At 64.5% G+C, this 22,059-nt stretch carries 27 protein-coding genes; 18 read left to right on the top strand and 9 right to left on the bottom strand.

The window, feature by feature from the left end:
* Positions 1-25 precede the first annotated feature (25 nt).
* The 6 genes from pedA1 (at position 26) to CIT37_RS12865 (ending at position 4,867) form a co-directional block, all read left to right on the top strand.
* Complete coding sequence (gene pedA1, locus CIT37_RS12890) at positions 26-1,207, top strand: lanthanide ABC transporter ABC transporter substrate-binding protein PedA1 (RefSeq protein WP_095427026.1); 1,182 nt, start codon at positions 26-28, stop codon at positions 1,205-1,207.
* A gap of 8 nt (positions 1,208-1,215) precedes the next feature.
* Positions 1,216-2,184, top strand: coding sequence for a YVTN family beta-propeller repeat protein (locus CIT37_RS12885; protein WP_161966386.1), 969 nt, complete (start codon positions 1,216-1,218; stop codon positions 2,182-2,184).
* The gene (pedB, locus tag CIT37_RS12880; RefSeq protein WP_095427024.1) at positions 2,181-2,987 is read left to right on the top strand and encodes a lanthanide ABC transporter ATP-binding protein PedB/LutE; all 807 of its coding nucleotides are present in this window, start codon (positions 2,181-2,183) and stop codon (positions 2,985-2,987) included. Before CIT37_RS12885 ends, pedB begins: the two co-directional genes overlap by 4 nt.
* A complete protein-coding gene (pedC, locus tag CIT37_RS12875) occupies positions 2,984-3,832 on the top strand; it encodes a lanthanide ABC transporter permease protein PedC (RefSeq protein WP_028142688.1) in 849 nt (282 codons plus the stop codon). The genes pedB and pedC overlap by 4 nt, the downstream gene beginning before the upstream one ends.
* Positions 3,829-4,437: a hypothetical protein gene (locus tag CIT37_RS12870; protein WP_028142689.1), complete on the top strand. Its 609-nt coding sequence runs from the start codon at positions 3,829-3,831 to the stop codon at positions 4,435-4,437. Before pedC ends, CIT37_RS12870 begins: the two co-directional genes overlap by 4 nt.
* Positions 4,438-4,567: 130 nt before the next feature.
* Positions 4,568-4,867 carry a copper-binding protein gene (locus tag CIT37_RS12865; protein ID WP_028142690.1) on the top strand — a complete coding sequence of 100 codons (300 nt, stop codon included), beginning with the start codon at positions 4,568-4,570 and terminating at the stop codon, positions 4,865-4,867.
* Positions 4,868-4,989: 122 nt separating this feature from the next.
* Here the strand turns inward: CIT37_RS12865 and CIT37_RS12860 are convergent, their stop codons facing one another.
* Both CIT37_RS12860 and CIT37_RS12855 read right to left on the bottom strand, forming a co-directional pair.
* Positions 4,990-5,547: a PQQ-dependent catabolism-associated CXXCW motif protein gene (locus CIT37_RS12860; protein WP_028142691.1), complete on the bottom strand. Its 558-nt coding sequence runs from the start codon at positions 5,545-5,547 to the stop codon at positions 4,990-4,992.
* A complete protein-coding gene (locus tag CIT37_RS12855; RefSeq protein WP_038973399.1) occupies positions 5,544-6,425 on the bottom strand; it encodes a substrate-binding domain-containing protein in 882 nt (293 codons plus the stop codon). Before CIT37_RS12855 ends, CIT37_RS12860 begins: the two co-directional genes overlap by 4 nt.
* 126 nt (positions 6,426-6,551) lie before the next feature.
* On the opposite strand from CIT37_RS12855, the gene CIT37_RS12850 reads away from it, so the two are divergent.
* Together CIT37_RS12850 and CIT37_RS12845 are read left to right on the top strand one after the other, a co-directional pair.
* Positions 6,552-7,478, top strand: coding sequence for a quinoprotein relay system zinc metallohydrolase 2 (locus tag CIT37_RS12850; RefSeq protein WP_095427023.1), 927 nt, complete (start codon positions 6,552-6,554; stop codon positions 7,476-7,478).
* A gap of 83 nt (positions 7,479-7,561) precedes the next feature.
* A complete protein-coding gene (locus tag CIT37_RS12845) occupies positions 7,562-8,380 on the top strand; it encodes a quinoprotein dehydrogenase-associated SoxYZ-like carrier (RefSeq protein WP_161966385.1) in 819 nt (272 codons plus the stop codon).
* 183 nt (positions 8,381-8,563) lie between these two features.
* On the opposite strand, the gene CIT37_RS12840 is transcribed toward CIT37_RS12845, so the two are convergent.
* Positions 8,564-8,923: a hypothetical protein gene (locus tag CIT37_RS12840; protein WP_026202407.1), complete on the bottom strand. Its 360-nt coding sequence runs from the start codon at positions 8,921-8,923 to the stop codon at positions 8,564-8,566.
* A gap of 138 nt (positions 8,924-9,061) precedes the next feature.
* Here CIT37_RS12840 and CIT37_RS12835 point away from each other — a divergent pair, with 138 nt between their 5' ends.
* From CIT37_RS12835 to CIT37_RS12815, 5 genes are read left to right on the top strand one after another with little or no spacing between them, the layout of a single operon-like run.
* Positions 9,062-10,045 (top strand): ABC transporter substrate-binding protein, encoded by a 984-nt coding sequence (locus CIT37_RS12835; protein ID WP_038974486.1) that lies wholly within the window; start codon positions 9,062-9,064, stop codon positions 10,043-10,045.
* A gap of 1 nt (position 10,046) precedes the next feature.
* Entirely contained in the window at positions 10,047-10,784 is a 738-nt protein-coding gene (locus CIT37_RS12830) for an ABC transporter permease (RefSeq protein WP_028142696.1), read from the top strand.
* Positions 10,774-11,502: an ABC transporter ATP-binding protein gene (locus CIT37_RS12825; RefSeq protein ID WP_095427021.1), complete on the top strand. Its 729-nt coding sequence runs from the start codon at positions 10,774-10,776 to the stop codon at positions 11,500-11,502. The genes CIT37_RS12830 and CIT37_RS12825 overlap by 11 nt, the downstream gene beginning before the upstream one ends.
* 48 nt (positions 11,503-11,550) lie before the next feature.
* Positions 11,551-12,354: a pentapeptide repeat-containing protein gene (locus tag CIT37_RS12820; protein WP_161966384.1), complete on the top strand. Its 804-nt coding sequence runs from the start codon at positions 11,551-11,553 to the stop codon at positions 12,352-12,354.
* Positions 12,355-12,380: 26 nt separating this feature from the next.
* Positions 12,381-12,728 (top strand): hypothetical protein, encoded by a 348-nt coding sequence (locus CIT37_RS12815; protein ID WP_028142699.1) that lies wholly within the window; start codon positions 12,381-12,383, stop codon positions 12,726-12,728.
* A gap of 9 nt (positions 12,729-12,737) precedes the next feature.
* Here CIT37_RS12815 and CIT37_RS12810 read toward each other — a convergent pair whose 3' ends face one another.
* From CIT37_RS12810 to lanM, 5 genes are all read right to left on the bottom strand, one after another.
* Positions 12,738-12,947, bottom strand: coding sequence for a hypothetical protein (locus CIT37_RS12810; protein WP_018320724.1), 210 nt, complete (start codon positions 12,945-12,947; stop codon positions 12,738-12,740).
* A gap of 153 nt (positions 12,948-13,100) precedes the next feature.
* Positions 13,101-13,943 (bottom strand): DUF6662 family protein, encoded by an 843-nt coding sequence (locus tag CIT37_RS12805; protein ID WP_244429146.1) that lies wholly within the window; start codon positions 13,941-13,943, stop codon positions 13,101-13,103.
* A gap of 271 nt (positions 13,944-14,214) precedes the next feature.
* Positions 14,215-14,295 carry a pyrroloquinoline quinone precursor peptide PqqA gene (gene pqqA / locus CIT37_RS12800; RefSeq protein WP_012029362.1) on the bottom strand — a complete coding sequence of 27 codons (81 nt, stop codon included), beginning with the start codon at positions 14,293-14,295 and terminating at the stop codon, positions 14,215-14,217.
* A gap of 228 nt (positions 14,296-14,523) precedes the next feature.
* Positions 14,524-14,853, bottom strand: coding sequence for a hypothetical protein (locus CIT37_RS12795; protein ID WP_244429147.1), 330 nt, complete (start codon positions 14,851-14,853; stop codon positions 14,524-14,526).
* Between the two features lie 144 nt (positions 14,854-14,997).
* Positions 14,998-15,390, bottom strand: a complete 393-nt coding sequence (lanM, locus tag CIT37_RS12790) for a lanmodulin LanM (RefSeq protein ID WP_038973402.1) — start codon at positions 15,388-15,390, stop codon at positions 14,998-15,000.
* Positions 15,391-15,730: 340 nt separating this feature from the next.
* Between lanM and CIT37_RS12785 the strand changes: the two genes are divergently transcribed.
* From CIT37_RS12785 to CIT37_RS12765, 5 genes are all read left to right on the top strand, one after another.
* Positions 15,731-17,395 carry a methanol/ethanol family PQQ-dependent dehydrogenase gene (locus CIT37_RS12785; RefSeq protein WP_018320727.1) on the top strand — a complete coding sequence of 555 codons (1,665 nt, stop codon included), beginning with the start codon at positions 15,731-15,733 and terminating at the stop codon, positions 17,393-17,395.
* Positions 17,396-17,406: 11 nt separating this feature from the next.
* Positions 17,407-17,763 carry a c-type cytochrome gene (locus CIT37_RS12780; protein WP_028142703.1) on the top strand — a complete coding sequence of 119 codons (357 nt, stop codon included), beginning with the start codon at positions 17,407-17,409 and terminating at the stop codon, positions 17,761-17,763.
* A complete protein-coding gene (locus tag CIT37_RS12775; RefSeq protein WP_028142704.1) occupies positions 17,760-18,689 on the top strand; it encodes a substrate-binding periplasmic protein in 930 nt (309 codons plus the stop codon). Before CIT37_RS12780 ends, CIT37_RS12775 begins: the two co-directional genes overlap by 4 nt.
* Before the next feature lie 266 nt (positions 18,690-18,955).
* Positions 18,956-19,945, top strand: coding sequence for a Bug family tripartite tricarboxylate transporter substrate binding protein (locus CIT37_RS12770; RefSeq protein WP_028142705.1), 990 nt, complete (start codon positions 18,956-18,958; stop codon positions 19,943-19,945).
* Between the two features lie 120 nt (positions 19,946-20,065).
* Positions 20,066-20,491: a hypothetical protein gene (locus CIT37_RS12765; protein WP_028142706.1), complete on the top strand. Its 426-nt coding sequence runs from the start codon at positions 20,066-20,068 to the stop codon at positions 20,489-20,491.
* An 88-nt stretch (positions 20,492-20,579) separates the two neighbouring features.
* Here the strand turns inward: CIT37_RS12765 and CIT37_RS12760 are convergent, their stop codons facing one another.
* On the bottom strand, positions 20,580-21,548 hold the full coding sequence (locus CIT37_RS12760; RefSeq protein ID WP_018320733.1) for a helix-turn-helix domain-containing protein: 969 nt from the start codon (positions 21,546-21,548) through the stop codon (positions 20,580-20,582).
* Between the last annotated feature and the right edge of the window lie 511 nt (positions 21,549-22,059).

The raw sequence follows: 22,059 nt of genomic DNA, 5'->3' as shown, positions 1-22,059 counted from the left end.
GCGGGGGAGAACGCTTGGAGGAAACATGATCCGATGGTTGGCCGGCCTGATTGGCTTAGGTCTTGCTGCGACGAGCGCGCTCGCGGCGGAGCCTGCCCTGATCGGCGTCGGCTATCTCGGCGTCGCCGGCACCAGATCCACACTGTCGCTGGTCGAGCAGCCCGCGGAGAATGACGGCGTCGCCGGCGCGCGGCTCGCGATCGAGGACAACAATACCACCGGCAAATTCCTGGGCCAGCGGTTCGCGCTGGAAGAGCGCCGCATCAAGGAAGGCGAGGACGTCGTCCAGGCCGCGACCGCGCTCGCGGAGAAGAACGGCTTCATCATCGCCGACCTGCCCGCCGATGCGCTGCTGAAAGTCTCGGACGCCTTGCGCGACCGCGGCACGCTGCTGTTCAACGCGGGGGCGATCGACGAGCGGCTGCGCGAGGTCGATTGCCGCGCCAACGTGATCCACACCGCGCCGACACGGGCGATGCTGGCGGATGCGCTCGGGCAATATCTGGTTTGGAAAAAGTGGTCGCGCTGGCTGCTCGTGGTCGGCTCGCATGATGAAGATAAGCTGTTCGCCGATGCACTCCGGCGCACCGCCACGCGGTTCGGCGCCAAGATCGTTCAGGAGAAAACGTTCGAGGACAAGGGCGGCGCGCGCCGCACCGATAGCGGCGTGACGCTGATCCAGCGCCAGATGCCAGTGTTCACGCAAGGCGCGCCCGCTTACGACGTACTGGTCGCCGCCGACGAGAGCGAGGTGTTCGGCGCGTATTTGCCCTATCGCACCTGGGATCCCCGCCCCGTTGCGGGCTCGGCCGGCCTGGTGCCGCGCAGCTGGGACGCATCGCAGGACCAGTGGGGCGCGATCCAGATGCAGAACCGCTTCGTCAAGCTGAACGCGCGGCGCATGACCGCGCTCGACATGCAGGCCTGGACCGCGGCCCGCATGATCGGCGAAGCGACCTCGCGCACCAATTCGGGCGACGTCAAGAAGGTGACTGATTTCATCAAGGGCCCGGATTTTTCGGTCGCCGCCTTCAAGGGCACGCGGCTGACCCTGCGCGACTGGAATCTGCAGCTGCGCCAGCCCATCCTCCTTGTCGATGGCCGCATGGTGGTGTCGGTCTCGCCGCAGGAGGGTTTCCTGCACCAGGTCTCCGAGCTCGACACGCTCGGCTACGATCGTCCGGAGAGCAAATGCAAGCTGAAGTGAGAACGCAAATGTTGCGCATGTGGCGTGTGGGGCTTCTGTCCGGACTGGCGCTGGCGGCGGCACCTGCGCATGCGTTCATCGCCTATGTCTCGAACGAGAAGAGCAATACGGTCACGGTGATCGACACCGAGAGTTGGACCGTGACCAAGACCATCAAGGTCGGCCAGCGCCCGCGCGGCATCGATTTCACGCGCGACGGCAAATTCGTGATGGTCGCGGTCGGCGACGACGACACCATCCAGGTGATCGACGCCAAGACGCAAGCCGTGGTGGACAGCCTGCCCTCCGGACCCGATCCGGAATTGTTCGCGCAGGATGCCGCCGGCAAGATCCTCTACGTCGCCAACGAGAACGACAACACGGTGACCGTGATCGACCTCGAGAAGCGCGCCAGGCTCGGCGACATCCAGGTCGGCGTCGAGCCCGAGGGCATGACCATCAGTCCCGACGGCAAGACGCTGATCAACACGTCGGAAACGACCAACATGGCGCATTTCATCGACACGGCGTCGCGCCAGATCGTCGCCAACGTGCTGGTCGATGCGCGGCCGCGCTTTGCCGAGTTCAAGCACGATGCTTCCGAAGTGTGGGTCTCCTCCGAGATCGGCGGCACCGTCTCGGTGATCGACCCGAAGAAGCACGAGGTGATCGGCAAGGTCAATTTCGAGATCCCGGGCCTGCGGAAAGAGGCGATCCAGCCGGTCGGCATCGGCATGACCAAGGACGACAAGACCGCCTTCGTCGCCCTCGGTCCCGCCAACCGCATCGCCGTGGTCGATGTCGCCTCGCGCAAGGTGACGAAATACCTGTTGGTCGGGCAGCGGGTCTGGCACATGGCGTTCACGCCCGACGAAAAATATCTGCTCACCACCAACGGCGTGTCGAACGACGTTTCCGTCATCGACGTCGCCGCGCAAAAGGTGATCAAGACGATTCAGGTGGGCGAACTGCCCTGGGGCATCACGATCGCGCCATGACCAGCCCCGCTCCGATTCCCGAGCCACAGGAGGCGCCGAAGCTAGAAGCGGCGGCGGTGCCGGCGCTGTCGATCGACGGCGTCAGTCATGCCTATGGGCAGCGGCGTGCGTTGATCAACGTCTCCTTCAACGTGCAGCCGGCGAGCTTTACCGCCCTGCTCGGCCTCAACGGCGCCGGCAAGAGCACGCTGTTCTCGCTGATCACGCGCCTGTTCGGCATCCAGAGCGGCCGGGTCGGCATTTTCGGCCACGACATCAGCAAGAGCCCCGGCGAGGCGCTGCGGCTGCTCGGCGTCGTGTTCCAGCCACGTACGCTCGATCTCGACCTGTCGCTGACGCAGAACCTGCTCTATCACGCAGCCCTCCACGGCATCAGCCGGAGCGAGGCCGCCGCACGCAGCGCCGAGCTGCTCGGCCGCATCGGGCTCGCTGACCGCGCCGGCAGCAAGGTGCGCGATCTCTCGGGTGGCCAGATGCGGCGGCTGGAGATCGCGCGGGCGCTGCTGCACCGGCCGCGGCTGCTGTTGCTGGACGAGCCGACCGTCGGCCTGGATGTCAAGGCGCGCGCCGACATCATCAGCCAGGTCCGCCAGCTCGTGACGGAGCAAGGCATCGGCGTGCTCTGGGCCACGCATCTGTTCGACGAGATCATGGCGAGTGACGACCTCGTGGTGCTGCACCAGGGCAAGGTGCTGGCGCAGGGGCCGATGAGCCGCGTCGTCACCGAGGCCGGCGCGCAGGACGTCAACACCGCCTTCATGCGCCTGACCGGTGCGCAAACCATGCCGGGAGGCGGCGCATGAGCAGCATCACCACGCGCGAGGTGCCGCGCGGCTTCTCGGTCCAGGAGTACCTCACCTGCCTTACCGGCATCGTCTGGCGCGAGGGGTTGCGCTTCCTGCATCAGCGCGAACGCTTCGTCTCGGCGCTGGTGCGGCCCCTGGTGTGGCTGTTCATCTTCGCCGCCGGCTTCCGTCAGGTGCTCGGCATCTCCATCATCCCGCCCTACGAGACCTACATCCTCTACGAGGTCTATATCGCGCCCGGGCTGATGGCGATGATCCAGCTCTTCAACGGCATGCAATCCTCGCTCTCGATGGTCTACGACCGCGAGATGGGCAACATGCGCACGCTGCTGGTGAGCCCGCTGCCGCGCGGGTTCCTGCTGTTCTGCAAGCTGCTGGCGGGCACGGCGGTGTCGCTGCTCCAGGTCTATGCGTTCCTGCTGATCGCCTGGTTCTGGGACATCACCCCGCCGTCGTCAGGCTATCTCACCGTGCTGCCGGCGCTGATCCTGTCCGGGCTGATGCTCGGCTCGCTCGGTATGCTGATCTCCTCCGGCATCAAGCAACTCGAGAACTTCGCAGGCGTCATGAACTTCGTCATTTTCCCGATGTTCTTCGCCTCGTCCGCGCTCTACCCGCTGTGGCGGGTGCAGGAGGGCAGCCCCTATCTGTACTACCTCTGCGAGGCCAATCCGTTCACCCATGCGGTCGAGCTGATCCGTTTTGCGCTCTACGGGCAAATCAACTGGATCTCGCTGGCAGTGGTCGCGGCTTGCACAATCGTCTTCATGATCGGCGCGATTCTGGCCTATGATCCCTCGCGTGGGCTGGCGCGACGGGGGCCCGCAGGAGGCGAAGGATGAAGGTTCTGGCGATGGCTGTTGTGGCGCTGGCGCTGTCGGGCACGGCCGCGCGCGCGGCCGATCCACGCTATCCCGACTGGCCCTGCACCCAGGCCAAGGTGCCGGAGATTTCGCTTGCCGCCGTCTGGGCCGGCCCGGCGCTCGACGACGTCCAGAACACATGGAAAGACGACGCCAAGGTCAGCGCACTGGTCGCAAAACTATCGGCGCGCAAAACGCCGCTCGATGAGGCCGAAAAGTCCGTGAAGGAATTTCTGGCCGCCTCCGCCACTGACAAGACCGCGAAGGCGAAGCTCCTGTTCGCCGGCCTGTTCGACACGCTCAATGCCCAGCGCTCCCAGGTGATGGCCGGGCTCGAACGCGTCAGCCGCAAGCAGCGCGAGGCCGCCGACAAGATTCGCGAGGAGGCGATCGCCCTTCAGGCGCTGCAGGGCGCGACGCCGCGCGACGAGGCCAAGGTCGAAACGCTCAGCAACGAACTGATCTGGAAGACCCGCATTTTCGAGGACCGCAACAAGGTCGTGCGATTCGTCTGCGAGGTTCCCACCACGATCGACCAGCGCCTGTTCGCACTTGGCCGCGTGATCCAGCAGGAAATGGAATAGCGCCCGCCTCGCTGGAGGCCACGACAAGGTTCCCGGATCGGCCCGGTTAACCTTTGCCCGGCTATCTGCCGGAACCAAATCGATCTAGGATGGCTTGTCGAAGTGAACTCCAAGACGTCGGGAGGCCTCGATGGGAACCACCAGATTCATCTTTGCGGGCGCTGCGGCCCTCAGCATGCTCGCAACCAGCGCTCTTGCCGACGACATGACCGGAATGGTCATGCGGATCGATCGGCTCAACGGCACGATCTCGATCCAGCAGACGCAGAAGGGCACCGTCGGTGGTAGCGCTGGCGGCGCCGGCGCGCTCCAGGAGTACAAAACCAAGGACGCCGCGATGCTGGAGGCCGTTCATGCCGGCGACAGGGTGAACTATTCTGCGACCGACAACAACGGCACGGGCACGCTGACGAAGCTGCAGAAGCAGTAGGCGCTTGCTTCGCCTCTCCCCGTTCGCACCGCCGTCGTGGCCGGGCTTGTCCCGGCCATCCACGCTTGGCCACGCAGCGTGAAGAACGTGGATGCCCGGGACAAGCCCGGGCATGACGACGTCTACTGCTCGGGCCGCGGCTCCGGCTGCACCTCCTCTGTCGGAAGCTTGGCGCGCTCCCAGCCGTCGGTGCCGTCGGGGTACCAGGCGATGTTGGAATAGCCATACGCCAGCGCGCGCTTGGCGGCGTTCCAGGACATCCAGCAATCGGCGAGGCAATAGATCACCAGCAGCGCGGCCTTGTCGCCACGCGAGGCCTGTGCGAGGCCGCGCTGGAGATAATCGTCCATGGCTGGCGGCAAACTGCCGTAGCCGGTATCCGGCAGCCAGATGCTGCCCGGAATGTTCTTGCGCGGCGCATCACGCCATACCGTGCCTGCGGGAAGGTTCTTCGGCTTCGGCGGGCGCGGCAGCACGTCGACGAACGCGCCGCTCCTGGCGCGCCAGATCGCTTCGGCTTCCACCGTGTTGAGCACGCGCGCGCCCGCAAGCGTCGCCGGCACCGGTGCGCGATAATTGTCGGCGCGATAACCCTCGGGCTCGAACGGCTCCTGCTGCTGCGCGGATCCCGGCACCGCCAACGCGGCAACGACGAGCGCAGCGGCAAGAGGCCGCCTCATTGCGACTTCTTGGCCGTCTCCGCGCTGAGCGGCCGATTGCTCTCGTCGAGCAGCGGTATACCGAAGTCGACCAGGATCTTGTTGATCTCGCCCTGGTTCTCCTGGATCAGCTTGTTGAGCTGTCGCTTCCAGTTCTGGTCGGCGGGACGCACGCCCATGCCGATGCGATAGACCAGCTTCGGCCCCGTGGTTTCCTTCACCAGCGGCGTGACGTGAAGCGAGCCGATCTTCTTCGCATAATAGCCGGCCATGGGTCCCCACAGCACCCCGGCGTCGATCTTGCCGGCGGCGAGGTCGTCGATCATCGCCTGCGCCGAATTGTCGTAGCGCGTGTCGATCATCAGCGGATAGGGTTTTGCATCGCTCATCAGGCCGGCAATGGCCATGTTGGTCGCCGGCGGCGTTCCGGCGACGATGCCGACATGCTTGCCCTTCAGCTTCGGGTCCTCGAGCGTATCGACCTCCTCGAGCCCGCTGCCGGCCTTGGCGACCAGCGCGTACGACGTGCGGTAATAGGGATTGGTGCCCTGCACGACGTCATCGCCTTGCGGAAAACCCATGATGACATCGCAGCGATGCGCGCCCAGCGTCATCCGCACGAAGCCGGTGGCCTGCGGGAAGAAGACGTAGTCGAGTTTCTTCTTGAGCTTGTCGGCAAACAGCTCGGCCAGCTTGTTCTCGAACCCCTCGCCCTTCTCGTTCGAGAACGGCAGATTGCGCGGATCGGCGCAGACGCGCAGCACGTTCGGGTCGACCAGCTCGAACGAGAGGTCGCCGCTGTCATTGGTCTGCGCGATGGCGACATCGCCGAACGCACAGGACGCAACCAGGACCCCCAGTGAAAACAACCAGCGACGATGTCGTCCGGCCTCCGTCATCGCGCTTCCTCCTCGTTTTGTTTGAATGCTATCCATGCAACGCATGACGCGCCATGTTTTGCCAGACTTCGCTGGCTTTGCTTTGTTGCAGTGCAATGCAGCAACCCTTTGAACTGAGGCGGAAAAGTGTCTCGCATCGCTCGAGTGATCGCAGCCTTGTCCCTGCTGGGGATCGTAACGCTAGCACGGGCCGGGGCGGCCGAATTGCCTGTGAGCGAAGTCGCAGCGGGAATCTTCGTACACTCCGGGGCCATTGCCCTGATGACCCGCGAGAACGAGGGTGACATTGCCAATGTCGGCTTCATCGTCGGCGATGATGCGGTGGCCGTCATCGACACCGGCGGCAGCCTCCGCGAAGGCGAGGCCCTGCTGGCCGCCGTGCGGGCCCGCACGCCCAAGCCGATTCGCTATGTCATCAACACCCACGGCCATCCCGACCATGTCTTCGGCAACGCGGCCTTCGCCGCCGGTGGCACCAGCTTCGTCGGTCACAGCAAGCTGCCGCAGGCGCTCGCGACGCGCGGCCCCTACTATCTCGACAATTTTCGCCGCATCATGGGCAGCGCGTTGATCGATCCCGTGAAGATCATTGCCCCGACCCTCTTGGTTCCGGACACGATGACGCTCGATCTCGGGTCGCGCCGCCTCATCTTGCGCGCCTGGCGGACCGGGCACAGCGACAGCGACGTCACCGTGTACGACGAGTCGACAAAAACCTTGTTCGCGGGCGACCTCGTCTTTCTCCGCCACATTCCGGTCATGGACGGCAGCATCCGCGGCTGGCTCGACACGTTGAAGGAATTGGAGACCATCCCGGCGCAACGCGTCGTTCCCGGTCACGGCCCCGTGAGCGACTGGCCTGCCGCGCTGGCCGATGAGCGGCGCTACCTGTCAACGCTGTTGTCCGACGTGCGCACGCTGAACAAGAATGGCGAGCCGATCCGAGCCGCCGCCGACAAGGCGGCTGCACAGGAGCGGCCGCGCTGGGAGTTGTTCGGCGATTACAACGCCCGGAACGCAACTGCAGCATTTTCGGAAATTGAATGGGAGTAGCAGGCGCGCTACGATAGGCGCAGGAGATCAGCTTCGCTGACTCCGGAACGAGATCAGCTTCGCTGACTCGGAGGATCATGACCATGACCCGATGGACACGCCACCTGCCCTTGATCGCTGCACTGCTCGGCATCGCCTTCGCCGTGCCGGCGCAGGCTGAAGAGGCCGACGATCCCTGGCCGGGCCTGGTGCAGGACATCTTCAATAGCCGTGCGATGAACGACGGCAGCGGCGTGATCGGCATCGAGATGCCGTATCGCGCAGAGGACGCGGCGATCGTGCCGGTGACCCTGCGCAGCAAGCTGTCGCCCGCAGACAGTCGCCGTATCCGTTCGATCACGCTCGTGATCGACCGTAACCCGGCGCCGATGGCCGCGAAGTTCGAGCTCGGCTCCGATGCCAATGTCACCGAGATCTCGACGCGCGTGCGTGTCAACAATTACACCGATGTGCACGCGGTGGCCGAGCTCAGCGACGGCCAGCTCTATGTCTCGAAAGTCTATGTGAAAGCCTCCGGCGGCTGCTCGGCACCGGCAGGAAAGAACGCCGAGGAGGCGCAAAACCGGCTCGGCCAGATGCGCTACAGGCAATTTGTGCGCGAGGAAGCGCCCGCGAGCCGCATCCGCGAAGCGCAGATCATGATCGGCCATCCCAACAATTCCGGCCTGCAGATGGACCAGGTCACGCAGCTCTACATTCCCGCCTTCTTCGTCAACCAGCTGAAGCTGACGCAGGACGACAGCCCGGTGCTGTCGATGGAAGGCGGCATCTCGATCTCGGAAGATCCCAATCTGCGCTTCACCTATGTCTCCAACGGCGCCAAGCGTTTCCGCGCGGAAGCAAAGGACACGGATGGGCACGTGTTCCGGAATGAGTGGGATGTGGAGAAGCCGGGGACGTAGCTAGCACCGCTTATGCTAATTCCCCTCTCCCCTTGTGGGAGAGGGTGGCTCGCCGCATAGCGGCGAGACGGGTGAGGGGTCTTTCTCCTCAGATGAGCGCGCGGTGAGATACCCCTCATCCGGCGCTCCGCGCCACCTTCTCCCACAAGGGGAGAAGGGATTGCACCGTTTCCGCGGCTATAGCTAGAAACACCTCACCTCGGCTTCCGCCTGCGCCCGCCGCAAATCGTTCACTGCCGTGTTCGCCTGCTCGGAGGTGCGGAACTGGACGCCGAGATTGCCGCGGACCTGGGACATGCTGAGCGCGGTCTCGGCGGTCACGTAGCGCTCATAGGTGACGATCGAGGCCACCACGTCGATCGAGCAGGAACATTGCTCGATCGACTGCCGACTCTCGCCATTGGCCTTCATGCAGCCATAGACGTACTCCGCGCGCGCCGACGTCGGATAATCATTGGCCTCCTCGGCCCGCGCCACGCACGCGGTCGCCGCCAGCACCGTCAATGCGGCGACAATCGGTCGTAGCTGTCCGGCCAGTTTCATGCGCATCCTCCCGCGGGTTGCGAGCAAAGCTATGCTATGCGTATTGTCCTGAAAAGCACTCTATCAGAGGAAACGGCTCACAAGGTGATGAGAGCACTTGGCGTGATAAGGGCACTTGGCGTGATAAGGGCACTTGGCGTGATAAGGGCACTTGGTCGAACATTGGCGCTCGCGACGACGCTGGCGCTATCGCTGGCCGCACCCGGCCGCGCCGCGGATTCGATCCGCCTTGCGGTGCAGAAAACCGGAACATTCTCCTGGGAGCTGGCCGCGATCCGCGCGAGCGGCCTCGACAAGGAGGCGGGCCTTTCGCTCGAGGTCACCGAGCTCGCGAGCACCGAGGCCGGCAAGATCGCGATGCGCGCAGGCAGCGCCGACATCATCCTGTCAGACTGGCTGTGGGTGTCGCGCGAGCGCGCGCTCGGTGCCAAGCTCACCTTCTATCCCTATTCCAGCGCGCTCGGCGCAGTGATGGTACCCGCATCCTCTCCGATCAAGACGCTCGCCGACCTGAAGGGGCGCAAGCTGGCGGTCGCCGGCGGGGCGATCGACAAGAGCTGGCTGCTGCTCCAGGCGAGCATGAAGCAGGACGGCATCGACCTGAAGTCGGAGGCGACCATCGCCTACGGCGCCCCGCCCCTGATCGCCGCCAAGGCGCTCGACGGCGAGATGGAGGCGAGCCTCAATTTCTGGAATTTCTGTGCCCAGCTCGAGGCCAAGGGATTTCGCCGCCTCGCCGGCATCGAGGACATTCTGCCGAAGCTCGGTGCCAAAGGCGCGGTCTCCGCCGTCGGCTATGTCTTCGACGAGAATTGGGCCGCGAGCCATCGCGACGCCGTGGCGCGATTCATCGCGATGACGCGCAAGGCCAAGCAGCTGCTGGTGACCTCGGATGCAGCCTGGGACAAGATCGCGCCGCTCACCGGCACGTCCGACGCAGCCATGCTCAAGACCTATCGCGACCGCTATCGCGACGGTATTCCGCGCCGGAGCATCGACGACGAGGAGAAAGACGCGCGCGTGCTTTACCGCGTGCTGGCCGAGATCGGCGGCCGCGACCTCGTCGGCCCGGCGGCCGAGCTCGATCCGGGCACGTTCTATCACGCGGTCCCCGGAGATTGAGGTGCTGCGTCTTCTGTCGTTCGCCCTGTTTCTCGCGATCTGGTGGATTGCCGCGCTGTTCGTCGGCGGCGCGAAGCTGCCCTCCCCGCCGGCCGTGCTCGAGGTGATGATCGCGGAAGCCTCATCTGGCGCGCTGTTCCTGCATCTCGGCGCCACGCTGGCGCGCGTGACCCTCGCCTTCGTGCTGGCGATGTCGCTCGGCAGCGCCATCGGCTACCTGATGGGACGGGTCAGGCTCGCGGATAAGCTCGGCGATCCCTGGTTGATCCTGCTACTCAATTTGCCCGCGCTGGTCGTGATCGTGCTGGCCTATATCTGGGCCGGCCTGACCGAGGCCGCCGCGATCGCGGCGATCGCCATCAACAAGCTGCCGACCGCGGTCGTCACCCTGCGCGAGGGCACCCGCGCGCTCGACCGCTCGCTCGACGAGATGGCGAGCGTGTTCGCGATGCCGCGCTGGCGCGCGTTCCGCCATGTCGTGCTGCCTCAGCTTGCGCCTTACATCGCAGCCTCGGCCCGTTCCGGACTGTCGCTGGTGTGGAAGATCGTGCTGGTCGCCGAGCTCTTGGGACGTCCGAACGGCGTCGGCTTCGAGATCGGCGTCGCTTTCCAGCTGTTCGACACGCCGCGGCTGCTCGCCTATTCGCTGACCTTTGCCGCGGTCGTGCTCGTCATCGAGACCTTGCTGGTGCAGCCGTTCGAAGCCCGCGCAAACAGGTGGCGCCCCCGTGCGGCTTGAGCTCGAGATCACAGGCAAGACGTTCAGGAGTGCCGCGGGCGGAACGCACGAGGTGCTGGCGCCGCTCAAATTCGCGCTTCAATCCGGCGAGGTCGGCGTGCTCATCGGTCCCTCCGGTTGCGGCAAGAGCACGATGCTGCGCATCATCCTGGGGCTCGATAGCGATTTCAGGGGCCACGTTGCGCGTCCACCGCAGGCGCGGATCGGCATGGTGTTTCAGGAGCCGCGGCTGCTGCCGTGGCGTTCGGTGGAGCAGAATGTGCGGCTGGCGGCGCCCGACGTGACCGAGGCGAAGCTGTCCGAGCTGTTCAGGATTCTGGAGCTGGAAGCGCATCGCAGCCACTTTCCCGGCGAGTTGTCGCTCGGCCTTGCCCGGCGCGTCGCGCTTGCCCGCGCTTTCGCAGTCGAGCCCGATCTCCTCGTGCTCGACGAGCCCCTCGCCTCGCTCGACGACGCGCTCGCCGGCCGCTTGCGCGACGAGATCGCGACGCTGGTGGCCAGCCGTCCGGTGATGACGCTGCTTGTCACCCACAGTTTCGATGACGCGGTTCGCCTCGGCGACCGCCTGTTCTTCTTGTCGCCGCGCCCCGCGCGTATCGTGGCCGAGGTGCCTATCGGCATCCCGCGCGACAGACGCGGCGAAGCCGAGATTGCGGCGATCAAGGCCGGCCTCGCCCAACGAACTCAAGGCGACCGCACTGAGCGAGATGTCTCATAGCCGGTCGCCTGGCGGACGTGCTAGACTGGGCCGGCGGCGGAGTCGATGATGACGCGGACGGTCGCCCTCTCAACGCTGGCAACGCTTGGTCTTGCACTCGTCACGATGACGGCGGGCGCGCAGGACATGATGCGCGACGTCGACCTCACCTCCCCCGCGATGGTCTCGTCCGAAATGACCAGGCCAGAGGTCGAGGCCGTGCTGGCCAAAGCGAGCGCCGCGCAGCCTGCCGATTTCACCGGCAAACGCCTGTCGGGCCTCGATCTCTCGGGGCTGGACCTGTCCAACGCGGTCTTCCGCGCCGCGCGGCTCAACAAGACAATACTCCGAGACGCCAGGCTTGACCGTGCAATCCTCGATCAGGCGTGGCTGCTGGATGCGGATCTTACCGGCGCAAGCCTGAAGGGCGCCAATCTGTTCGCCTCGCAAATGGCCCGCGCGCGTCTCGACGGCGCGAACCTGTCAGGAGCGCGCATCGCTGCCGATCTCACCGGCGCAAGCCTGGTCGGCGCTTCGATCGCGGACGCGAATCTGGGCGCCGATATGCGCAACCAGTCGATGGGGCTGATGCGCGCGGTGCTGAGATCCGCCAATCTGGAACGGCTGAACGCGCGCAACGCCGATTTGTCGCGCGTCGACCTCGAATTCGCAGTCCTCAGGAGCGCCGATCTGAGCGGCGCATCACTGAAGAACGCCCAACTCGGCGGAGCCGATCTGACGGGCGCGATCGTCATCGACGCCGATTTCGACGGCGCCGATCTCGTCTCGGCGAAGCTGATTGCACTGAACGGCCTTGACCGCGCCAAAAATTTCGACAAGGCAAGGAACCGCGAGCGCCTGATCAGGGAATGATGGCCCGCCTTTGGGAGGACTGGCTGATGCGTTGGGTTCTAGCTTTGATCGCGTCGTTGACGCTTGCCGGCGAAGCCGCCGCGCAGGCCAAGGGCAAGGGCATTAGGCTCTGGAACCTGACGACGGAGACGATCTCCGGCTTCCAGCTCTCGCCCGCCGGCAAGACCGACTGGGGCCCGAACCAGTGCTTGAACGACAAGGACAAGGAGGTCGACCACGACGAGCGGCTGCGCATCACCGGCGTCGAGCCGGGCCGCTACGACGCCAAGGTCAGCTATCCCAGTGCGCGGCAGTGCGTCGTTCGCGACATCGAGATCAGGGCGGATGCGGTGTTCTCGATCGCCGACAAGGATCTGAAGGACTGCAGCAAGTAGCGAGACGCCTCACGCCTTGTCGTTCGGGTGCGGATATTCGCAGCGCCACCGCACCGCCTGCCATTTCGGATGGTCGCCGACCCATTGCGCGATATAGGGGGGCGCGGCCATCGCGCATTGCCGCGGCGACCCACCATAGTTGAACATCAAATGCTGTTCCTCGCAGGTCGCAGGCGAGAGCACCGCACACACAGTCACCACCAGGTCAATCGGGTTCATGCCGGGATCCTCTCGCAAGTGGCGGTCAAGATTAGCACGAAAGGTTACGTACCACGGAAGCGGAAGTTTCAGATCCGGGCGAGAAATGGGGCGGGAACTGGCTCTTCCCGGGCTCCCAGGCAAGGCAAAGCCCGGGCATGACGACGCTCTCTGCTAAAAATTGACGCCGAACACCATCCGGGCCTGGTGGCGCTCGAAATTGACGAGGTCGAGATTGCCGCCCGCTCCGGCCGGCCGGCCCCAGGCCTGCATGCTCCAGCTCAAGGTCAGCCGCGAGCGCTCGGAGAGCTGGAAATAGGCGGTCGGGCCGACGAACAGGGCCTGGCCTGAAAACTCGCCGAGGCCGATGCCTTCATATTGCCGGAAGTAGCGCAGCTCCCCGCCGAGCAGCATGTTGGGCCGCACGCGCACCAGGCCGGCGAACGCCGCACCGATCGTCGAACTCTTCTCGGACTGCCCCGCCACCTCGAAGCGCGCCCATTCCGGTTGATAGATCAGGTTGAGGGCGCCGATGGCAAAGTTCGGGATGAGCTCGCGGTCGATGGCGAGGGTGAATTCCGTGCCGTACATCCGCCCCTTCGCGCCGCTGGTCTCGTCGATGCGGTCGCCGTGGAGCTCGGCGGCGATGGTGAGGCCGAACGGCGCGCGCTCGCGGTCGAGCAGGCGATAACGCAGGTCGAGCGAGGCGCCCTGGAAGTTGATCTGACGGCGGTCGTCGATGTCGGGGACGCCGGTGATATCGTGCAAGCTGGCGGCGGCGCCGACCTCGATGCGGAAGTTCGGCAGCGGCACGATCTCGATCTCGACCTCTTTCTCAAGAGCGCGATAGGTGCCGCCGCCCTTGCCGAAGCGCCCCGTCGTCTGGCTCTGGAATTCGCGCTCGCCGGGATTGCCGACATCGGTGCCGATCATGAAGCCGAAGATGTGCTCGGTATCGAAGCCCTCCTCGGCGTGCCCATGCGTCGGTATCAGCGCGACCGCGCAGGCAATCACCATCAGAAATCTGCGAGCTCCGCCGCGCATCCCCGTACCCCGAAGGCGCGCGCCGCTTTGATGCGGCAGCAGCGCTGACCGGCCATCAGCGTAACACACTGCAGCAAGAGCGTGGTCTAGATTTTGAAAGAAGATGATTGCAGCCTGCGCAGGCGTTTCATCGCAGGCGTATCATCGCGTCGGTGGCAAGAAGCACAATGATGCCAGGCTCGGGATCCGACACTGCCACGGCTTCGACGGCGTTCACCGTCAAAGCCGCGGCAGGTCGTCAGTCTTACTTGCGCGCAGCGCAGGCGTACATGTTGATTTCCATGCCGACCGGCACTTCCACGATCTTCGGAGCTTTCCAAGCCATTCGGGGTCTCCCCAAGGTATTGAGCGCGACATCGCGCGGCGCAAAACCTAGGGCTGCGTCAGTTGCAGTTCAAGCCTCGATTCGCCTGCCGAGCGCGTCCGTGTCGATTCTTCGCGGCTGCGTTTCTCTCTCGGACAAAGCCAGTTCCCTCTTGGTCAAGCACGACCTGCGAGACACCGTCTTGTGCGACGCACCGCACGTCGAATCGACACGAATGGCACGTCGCCGTCAGCAGCCCTTGTCGGCCATTGCGGCGTCCGGCTTGGCACCTTCGGCCCGCTGAGCCGCCGTCGGCTGGCTCTGCATCTGCCGCTGCGCATCTTCGGATGAAGCCGGCGTTTCGCCACTTGCACGGTTCATCGTGCTGGTCGGCGGATGCTGGCTGGTGTCGCCCGCTGAACTGGACGAGGGCGACTGCGCTGCGCCCACCGTCACGGGACCAGAACCGGCATCCTTGTCAGTGCTGGCGCTGCCCGTGTTGCACGGGCCGGCGACCGCGACGCCGGCGCTCAACGCCAGGATCGCGCAGGCAGCAAGAACGGAACGTTTCGTGTTCATCTGCATCTCCTCTTCTCCCGCGGCGCTGCCCCGGCGCCGAGCAGGACATCGCGAAGAGAACAGGCCGAACAGCCTGATGTTCCGAGTTTCGGAGCGGAAATGCTCCCAAACACCACCGCGTCACGTCTGTTCCGATTGCACCGCTCACCGCAACAATCGCAGCAGCGCGCGGCCGGCGCGCGAGTTCAGCTCCTTCGCATCCAGCGTTCCGTCCTTGTCGGGATTGGCCGCGTTGAAGCGCTGCTCGACCACGGACAGATATTCGTCGAGCGTCAGGGTCCCGTCACGATCGGGATCGGCCGCGGCGAGCTCTTTCGCCGTCAACCGTCCGCGCAATTCGCGCGCATCGAGCGTGCCGTCATGATCGGGATCGAGCTTTGCGAATAATGCCGCGGCCGCCTTCTTCACCTCGGCAAGATCGAGCGTGCCGTCATTGTCGGTGTCGAACAACTTGACCGCGTTGCCGGAGGCCGACCACGCCGGACCGGACAACAATGCAATGGTGAGCGCAAGTGCAACTGAGCGACGCGAAATCATCAAGACCTCCAGATGAAGAGCCCCGATTCGGGCGGGGACACGACGACATAAATCCACAAGCAGTCCCAGGTTCAAGTCCGTAACTGCAACTTGCGCGCGCGACAACCCCGGGGAACCTGGCTTCCGCCCCGACAACCTACGCCGAAGCTGCTTCGCGTTGCGGAATTTTTTCAGCGTCTCCACGCAAGTGGAAGTCTACGGCCGTCAGGTTTCCGTAAGGTGACCGGCGCCTGTTCAACGATATCGACACGACACTTACGACTTTCGTATTGACGCGTTTTGGTTTCCGACGGAGTGTTGCTCCCGCAGCGTCAAAAGGCGCGCATATTGGGAGGAACGGATGAAACGCTTTGCGATGGCTGCGAGCCTCGTCATGCTTGCATCGACTTGTGCAAGCGCACAGACCACCGAGCAACTGGTCAAGGGCGCGACTGATACATCGAACGTTCTCAATTACGGGATGGGCTACAATCTGCAGCGCTTCTCGACGCTGAACCAGATCAACAAGGACAGCGTCAAGAACCTCGTCCCGGTCTGGAATTACTCTTTCAACGACGATCGCAGCGAGGAATCGCAACCGCTGGTGTACCAGGGCGTGATCTACGTGACCTCGCACAACGCGACCATGGCGGTCGACGCCAAGACCGGCAAGCAGATCTGGAAGACCAAGGTCGAATATCCCGCCGAGACGCCGCGCATCGTCTGCTGCGGCATCATCAACCGCGGTGCGGCGCTCTATGACGGCAAGGTGTTTCGCACCACGCTCGACGCCAACGTGATCGCGCTCGACGCCAAGAACGGCAAGGAGCTGTGGCGGCAGAAGGCGGCCGACATCAAGGAAGGCTATTCGATGACGGTGGCGCCGCTGGTTGCCGACGGCGTCGTCATCACCGGCATCTCCGGCGCCGAGTTCGGCACCAGGGGATTCATCGACGGCTGGGATCCCGCGACGGGCAAGCATCTCTGGCGCACCCATTCGATCCCCTCGCCGGAAGAGCCCGGCGGCGATACCTGGAAGGGCGATACCTGGAAGCTCGGCGGCGGCTCGACCTGGATCACGGGGTCTTATGACCCCGAGCTGAACACGATCTATTGGGGCATCGGCAATCCCGGCCCGTTCAACTCGGCGGTGCGTCCCGGCGACAATCTCTACACCTGCTCCGTGCTGGCGATGGATCCCAAGACCGGCAAGATCAAGTGGCACTACCAGTTCTCGCCGAACAACCCGTTCGACTATGACAGCGTGGCCGAGATGGTCCTCGCCGACATGAATGTCGAGGGCAAGCCGACCAAGGTGCTGATGGACGCCAACCGCAACGGCTTCTTCTACGTGCTCGACCGCACCAACGGCAAGCTGCTCGCGGCCAATCCTTACGTGAAGGTCAACTGGGCGACCGGCATCGACATGAAGACGGGACGTCCGATCGAGACCGACGTGTCTAAGGACGCGCGCGAGGGCAAGAAGGTCACGGTCTATCCGTCGATCCTCGGCGGCAAGAACTGGGAGCCGATGTCCTTCAACCCGCAGACCGGCCTTGCCTATGCCAACACGCTCGCCTTCGGTGGCAGGTACAAGACGGAGCCCGTCACCTTCAAGCAGGGTGAATGGTATCTCGGGATGGACCTGACCGACCTCTGGGAGTACGGCGACGGGCCGCGCGGTCATCTCAAGGCGATCGATCCCATGACCGGCAAGTCGAAATGGGAAGCGCCGAGCGACATTCCACGCTTCTCGGGCGTGCTGTCGACCGCGGGCGGCGTCGTGTTCTCGGGTGCCCTAACCGGCGAGTTCGAGGCCTTCGATGCCGACACCGGCAAGAAGCTCTGGCAGTTCCAGACCGGGTCCGGCATCGAGGGCCAGCCGGTGACCTGGCAGCAGGATGGCGTGCAGTATGTCGCGGTGACCAGCGGCTATGGCGGCGTCTACTCGCTGTTCTCCGGCGACGAGCGGCTTGCCAACGTGCCGCCCGGCGGCTCGCTGTGGGTCTTTGCGGTCAAGCAGTAATCCACGGCATGATGCTGAGAAAGCCATCTCACAGGACGGCGGCGGTCCTCGCCGCCGTCGCGGGGCTGACGGTCGCGCTTGCGGCGACCGTTCGCGCCGCGGACGACGCAACCGGCAATCCCATGCAGGCACAGATCGACCACGGCAAGTCGACCTATGCTTCGAAATGCTCGCACTGCCATGGCCCCAATCTGATGAACTCCGGCACGATCACGCCGGACCTGCGTGCCATCCCCGACGACAAGACCCGCTTCATCACCACAGTGAAGAACGGCAAGAACAACAAGATGCCGCCGTGGGGCGATATCCTCAACGACGAGGAGATCGGCTCCCTCTGGGCCTTCATCTCCAGCCGGAGGAAGCCATGAGGGGCCGGCGTGCTGCATGGAGCATTGCGGCCGTTCTTTCGACGATGGCGTCGGTCGCTGTTGCGGCCGACGATCCCCTGAAGATCTGTCTCGACGAGGACCGGCCGCCGTTCTCGATGCACCACCGCGGCAAGCCGGATGCCGGCTTCGACGTGCTGCTTGCGCAGGCAATGGCTGAGCGGCTCGGACGGAAGCTGACGATCCAGTGGTTCGAGAGCAAGCTGGACGAGGATTCGAGCCCCCAGCTCGAGGCCAACGCGTTGCTCTCGGATCGCCGCTGCTCGCTCGTCGGCGGCTACGCGCTGACGCAGGATTCGCTCGTCGCCCCCGGGATGAAGACGGCGCGCTTGCCTGACTTCGCCGGGGCCACGCGCGACGATCGGAGGCGCCGCGTCGCACTCGGCGTGCTCGCGCCGAGCCAGCCTTACGTCTATTCGCCGATGACGGTCGTGCTCGGGCCGAAGGCAAGCGGGCGCAAGATCGGCGACATCGGCGATCTCGCAGGCCTTCGTCTCGTCATCGAAAGCGGCTCGCTCGGCGACGCCATCCTGATGACCTTCGACAAGGGACGGCTGATCGACAACATCACCCATCTCGTCCCCGGCCGCGACGATCTGCTGGGCGCACTCCAGCGCGGCGACCATGACGCGACGCTGATCGACCTCGGCCGCTTCGACGCCCATCGCGCCGCGCATCCGGACACGGCGATCACGGCGTCCGGATACTATTATCCGATCGGCGCCAATCGCGGCTATGTCGGACTGGCCAGCGATGGCGTGCTGATCGACGCCGTCAACAAGGCGCTGACGGGGCTCGCGGCCGAAGGCAAGATCGCAGAATTCGGCAGGCAGGCTGGGCTCACCTACCTGCCACCGCGCGAGCCTGCGATCCTGGGCGATGTCTGGATGAAGATCATTCAGCGGTGATTGGAAAGGCTCTGGTGTCCCGGACGCGCTGCAATGCCCCTCAGCGTTGCGGCGCAGAGCCGGGACCCATGCGGCATAGCTTGCGGTCGAGGCATAGGACCCGGCTCAGCAGCGCACCGCTGAAGGAGCACTGCGCTGCGTCCGGGGCACAACGCCGCGCCCACCATGCCCCACTCTGTCCGACGGAATGCGCCAATCTGTCTCGCTCGCCGGCCATGGCGGCGCCAGCCTGATGCAGTAGGTTCGGCCAAAATCAGGAGGGAATCATGACCGCCAAATTCGATCGCCGCCACTTCGTCGCCGCCGGTACCACCGCACTTGCGATGCCCTTCGTCATGCGCGGCGCCTCGGCGCAGGCCGCGTGGCCGTCGCGGCAGATTCGCATGATTTGCAGCTATCCCGCCGGCGGGCAGACCGACCTGCTCGCGCGCGCCTACGGTGAGTTCATCTCAAAGCAGGTCGGCAAGACCGTCGTCGTCGAGAACAAGCCCGGCGCCTCCGGTGCGATCGGCACGGCCGAGGTCGCTCGCGCCGAGCCCGACGGCCACACCATGCTGTGCTCGATCTCGACCACCTACATCATGAACCGGGTGGTGATGAAGAATCCCGGCTACGACATGGACAAGGATTTGGCGCTCGTCAGCGTCATTCCGGGCGCCGGCCTGTTGCTGGTCGCGAACCCCAAGACCGGCGTCAAGACGCTGGAGGATTTCGTCGCGTTCGCACGCAAGAGCGGCAAGGTGAATTTCGGCACCTATAGCGCGGGCTCGGCCCCGCACATGACGATCAACGAGCTCAACAAGCAGTATGGCCTGTCCATCGAGCCGGTCCATTACCGCGGCGAGGCCCCGATGTGGACGGGGATGCTCGAAGGCACGCTGGATGCCGCGATGGGCAGCTACACGGCGGCGCAGTCGGTCCTGCAAAGCGACCGCGGCACCGTGTTCGCGGTGCATTCAAAGAAGGTCGACGCGATCCCTGCTATCAAGACCCTTCCGGAGCAGGGCGCGACCTCGAAATTCTTCACCGTGAGCGGCTTCTCCGGTTGGGCCGTGCCGAAGGCGACGCCGCAAGCGGTCGTCGACCGCCTGGCAGAGCTCTGCGTTGCCGCCAACAACGATCCGAAGGTGAAGGAAGTTCTCACGACCTTCGTGCTCGAACCCGCAATCGGCTTCAAGGAGAGCAACGCCCTGTATCAGCGCGAACTGCCGATCTGGATCGAGAGCGCGAAGTCTCTCGGCCTCGAGCCGGCTTGAGGCCTGGCACGGCGTGCACGGCCCGTAGACCAAAGCCTAGTGTCGGAACGGCATTTTCCCGCTATGATTGTGCGTCGCTGTCGAAGGATAGCAACCGCACGAGCTAGAAAGGCCGATCGCATGACGCCGGATTCGCTCGCCGTGGCCGCCATGATCATCCTGCTCTTTCCGATGGGTTATTTCACGCTGGCTTCGCCCGCCTTTCTGCTGGTGAAGCTCGATGTCCGGCCCGTCGCACTGTTGCTGCGCGGAATGTTCAATGCCCATTTCCTGGTGATGGGCGCAGCCGGGATTATCGGGACCGTGGCCTTCCTGCTCGCTGGCCAGCTCGTCTTCGCGACGGTCGTCGGCCTGCTTGCAGCTCTGGCGATCGGCGGCCGCCGCCGGTTCATGGCGCGGATGGACAATCAGCTCAGCGCCGGCGATGCCGGCGACACCGAGGCCCCCCGTCGGCTGCGACGGCTGCATTGGAGCGGGATGCTGTGCAACGCGGTCCTGCTTGCCGCGCTGCTGGCCAGCATTCCCTACATTTCGACGGCTGCTTGATCGGCAATTGCTGCGTGAGCGGCACTGCAACCGCCGGAGCTGCCTCGGCGCCCGCCTAAAGCATGATCCGGAAAAGTCGCATCGCGCTTTAGTGCTCGCCCGAACTCGCGGTGGCCTGCTGCGCCTTGTGGATCGAGGACGGCACCACGCCGAAATATTTCCGGAACACCCGGCTGAAATGCGATGAGCTGGAGAAGCCCCAGGAGAACGCGACGTCGGTGATGGTCTTGCCGGCGTGGGCCTCGAGCTCCTGGCGGCAGTTCTGCAGGCGCGCCTGCCAGATGTAGTCGCTCACCGTGGTGCCGCGCTCCGAGAACAGCATATGCAGATAGCGCTTGGAGCAGCCGAGCTCGGTCGAGATCTGGTCGATGCACAGATCCGGGTCGCGCAGGTGCTCGCGGATGAAGAACTGCGCGCGCACATACATCGCTTCCGGCCCGACACGGTCGAACATCGTGTCGGCTTCGCGCAGCGGCAGCAGCAACAGGTCGATCAGCGAATCGGCGACGCCGACCGCGCTGTTTGCCGACAGCTTTGCCGCCTCGTCGAAGGTCGCATGAACGAAATCGTGGGCGATCCGCCCCGTCCCTGTCTTCGACGACAGCTTGCAGGCGGGCATCCGCTGCGACGGGAATCCGCGGTCGCGCAGCAGCGCCTTCGGCACGATCACGACGTCGTGACGGGTGAAGGCCGGGCTGATGATCGAATGCGGGCAGGAGACGTCATAGGCGATGATGTCGCCCGGGTTGATCTCGATGTGGCGGCCTTCTTGCTCGAAATAGGACACGCCGTAAGTCTGGAAGTGAATCTTGATGTACGGATGCTCGTTGGCCTTGGCGCGCGCCAGCGTGTGGGCAATGCGATGCTGACTCACTTCGATCTGGCAGAGCTTCAGGCGCGAGACGCTGGTGTAGTCGATGCGGCCCTCGAGCGAGGACGCCTCCAGCGGATCGACGTCGAAATGCCCACACAGGCTCGTCAGCCCGTCGATCCAGCTCTGGATCTGGCGCTTCGGCGTCATGCCGGTCGTCGAGAGCGTGTGAATGGTGTCGGACATTAATCCAGCCACTGGTTTGATCCGGAGAGACGCGAATCGCGACCAGCGCTGCCGGAGCCCTCAGCCGTGATTGCGTGACGTTTACCTCGAATTTGAGCGGTCTTTTGGCACGAGCGCCATCGTTCCATTGCCACCCTTGAAACTTAATCCTCCGCCTTAGTTGCAGCGCCGTCAAGGGGAACCTGAGCGTTGAAGGCACTGCAAAAGCGATGCGGAAGCCGCTGAATTCGCTACTGCAAAATCAAAATCTTCGCGTCCGTGCGCTATGAAGCAAACCGGCTTCTCTCTTGGGCAAGTTTCCCGATGACGAAGTCGTTAGGGATTGCGGCAGGAACAACAAGAACGGGCCGCTCCTGCACGTGGACCCGTGGCTCTCATCAGGAGGAGGAAACAGCACAGCATCGTTTCTGGTCCCAATCGTGACCGCCCTGCACGAGCAGACGCCGGACGAGAAGCCCGGTGAATCAGTATTGCTTCGGAAACAATAAACGAGACCAACGGAGGAATAACT

The sequence above is a fragment of the Bradyrhizobium ottawaense genome, from assembly GCF_002278135.3.
Lineage (GTDB): Bacteria > Pseudomonadota > Alphaproteobacteria > Rhizobiales > Xanthobacteraceae > Bradyrhizobium > Bradyrhizobium ottawaense.
The sequence above is the reverse complement of the archived record's forward strand: the minus strand, read 5'-3'. Positions and strand labels throughout refer to the sequence as shown.

Coding starts and splice junctions, on each gene's coding strand:
- pedA1 (WP_095427026.1), top strand. CDS start 26: ATGATCCGATGGTTGGCCGGCCTGATTGGCTTAGGTCTTGCTGCGACG.
- CIT37_RS12885 (WP_161966386.1), top strand. CDS start 1,216: ATGTTGCGCATGTGGCGTGTGGGGCTTCTGTCCGGACTGGCGCTGGCG.
- pedB (WP_095427024.1), top strand. CDS start 2,181: ATGACCAGCCCCGCTCCGATTCCCGAGCCACAGGAGGCGCCGAAGCTA.
- pedC (WP_028142688.1), top strand. CDS start 2,984: ATGAGCAGCATCACCACGCGCGAGGTGCCGCGCGGCTTCTCGGTCCAG.
- CIT37_RS12870 (WP_028142689.1), top strand. CDS start 3,829: ATGAAGGTTCTGGCGATGGCTGTTGTGGCGCTGGCGCTGTCGGGCACG.
- CIT37_RS12865 (WP_028142690.1), top strand. CDS start 4,568: ATGGGAACCACCAGATTCATCTTTGCGGGCGCTGCGGCCCTCAGCATG.
- CIT37_RS12860 (WP_028142691.1), bottom strand. CDS start 5,547: ATGAGGCGGCCTCTTGCCGCTGCGCTCGTCGTTGCCGCGTTGGCGGTG.
- CIT37_RS12855 (WP_038973399.1), bottom strand. CDS start 6,425: ATGACGGAGGCCGGACGACATCGTCGCTGGTTGTTTTCACTGGGGGTC.
- CIT37_RS12845 (WP_161966385.1), top strand. CDS start 7,562: ATGACCCGATGGACACGCCACCTGCCCTTGATCGCTGCACTGCTCGGC.
- CIT37_RS12840 (WP_026202407.1), bottom strand. CDS start 8,923: ATGAAACTGGCCGGACAGCTACGACCGATTGTCGCCGCATTGACGGTG.
- CIT37_RS12820 (WP_161966384.1), top strand. CDS start 11,551: ATGACGCGGACGGTCGCCCTCTCAACGCTGGCAACGCTTGGTCTTGCA.
- CIT37_RS12815 (WP_028142699.1), top strand. CDS start 12,381: ATGCGTTGGGTTCTAGCTTTGATCGCGTCGTTGACGCTTGCCGGCGAA.
- CIT37_RS12810 (WP_018320724.1), bottom strand. CDS start 12,947: ATGAACCCGATTGACCTGGTGGTGACTGTGTGTGCGGTGCTCTCGCCT.
- CIT37_RS12805 (WP_244429146.1), bottom strand. CDS start 13,943: ATGGTGATTGCCTGCGCGGTCGCGCTGATACCGACGCATGGGCACGCC.
- pqqA (WP_012029362.1), bottom strand. CDS start 14,295: ATGGCTTGGAAAGCTCCGAAGATCGTGGAAGTGCCGGTCGGCATGGAA.
- CIT37_RS12795 (WP_244429147.1), bottom strand. CDS start 14,853: ATGAACACGAAACGTTCCGTTCTTGCTGCCTGCGCGATCCTGGCGTTG.
- lanM (WP_038973402.1), bottom strand. CDS start 15,390: ATGATTTCGCGTCGCTCAGTTGCACTTGCGCTCACCATTGCATTGTTG.
- CIT37_RS12785 (WP_018320727.1), top strand. CDS start 15,731: ATGAAACGCTTTGCGATGGCTGCGAGCCTCGTCATGCTTGCATCGACT.
- CIT37_RS12780 (WP_028142703.1), top strand. CDS start 17,407: ATGCTGAGAAAGCCATCTCACAGGACGGCGGCGGTCCTCGCCGCCGTC.
- CIT37_RS12775 (WP_028142704.1), top strand. CDS start 17,760: ATGAGGGGCCGGCGTGCTGCATGGAGCATTGCGGCCGTTCTTTCGACG.
- CIT37_RS12770 (WP_028142705.1), top strand. CDS start 18,956: ATGACCGCCAAATTCGATCGCCGCCACTTCGTCGCCGCCGGTACCACC.
- CIT37_RS12765 (WP_028142706.1), top strand. CDS start 20,066: ATGACGCCGGATTCGCTCGCCGTGGCCGCCATGATCATCCTGCTCTTT.
- CIT37_RS12760 (WP_018320733.1), bottom strand. CDS start 21,548: ATGTCCGACACCATTCACACGCTCTCGACGACCGGCATGACGCCGAAG.